A 929-nucleotide genomic window follows, 5' to 3' on the forward strand; every position below is an offset into this window, starting at 1 on the left:
CCAATCAGCTTATTCAAACATAGTACGTGCCTATGATTATCTAAACTGAAAAATAATTGGTGTTCTGGCCAATGGTAATTGAACGCCAAAAAAGAACGATAAAGATCAGAATTGACGATTTGTAATCCAACAATTTCCGCTTCCAGTTGCAGCGTATTCGTTTCTGGATGAAAGATGAAATGAACCTTTAAGTGATCATCAAAAGCTAAGCTTAGTTCATTGTCCGTCAAATGCAGTTCAGGCAAGCCTATTTGATGAGCAAACTTCTGTAAAACCTCATCGATAGTTTGGCGTGCTGACATAGAAACAGTCCTTTTGAGAATTTTATCGGGAAACATATTCGATATCGTGGGGTGTGTTTATCAATTTTGGTTGTTAGTTATTATATTTTGGCCGGAAACCCAGAATTGACACCTTGCTTCTAATCTTACAAATGAGTGCTGGTGCATATAAAGATTAACGGTTATTAAATTTTATTATGGTGAGATTTTGGTTTATATCGACAAGCGATGAAGAATTAGAATTGTGTTATCTTAAAAATTAAATACTATGTTACTTATGTGTTGTACGTGGAACGTTATTGCTGTCCATCTGTAGAATAAATATAAGCCGAAAATTTAAACGTACACATAAGAAGTTGTGTAAAAATAAATCATAATAAGACGATAAAAATAATTTATGGGAGCCTAAATGAAAAGCAGTAAGTGGGCCGGTCTTATCGGTTTAATGTTATTGACTGGATGCGCTCAGTCCGTGGGGACTTCACAGCCATTTTCCGTTCAGAGCCAAGCGAATGTATATGGGTGGATTTCTGTCGAAGGATACCATCCTCCAGTTTCGACCTATATAGAGGTGGAGATGTGTCAAGCTTTTGAAAATCAATGCCTTACTGTTGCTTCTCAGCAATATCAAGGTGTTCAATTACCAGT

2 protein-coding genes are annotated in these 929 nt (G+C 36.4%); one reads left to right on the top strand and one right to left on the bottom strand.

Annotated elements, in window-relative coordinates; translation table 11 throughout:
* On the bottom strand, positions 1 to 302 hold a 302-nt coding region (exsC, locus tag R8O11_RS25840), incomplete at its 3' end, for a type III secretion system regulatory chaperone ExsC (protein WP_318194688.1).
* Positions 303 to 690: 388 nt separating this feature from the next.
* Here exsC and R8O11_RS25845 point away from each other — a divergent pair.
* Positions 691 to 929 (top strand): YscW family type III secretion system pilotin (locus tag R8O11_RS25845; RefSeq protein WP_318194689.1); only part of this gene is annotated, 239 nt, incomplete at its 3' end.

Source organism: Vibrio sp. 1288 (genome assembly GCF_033344475.1).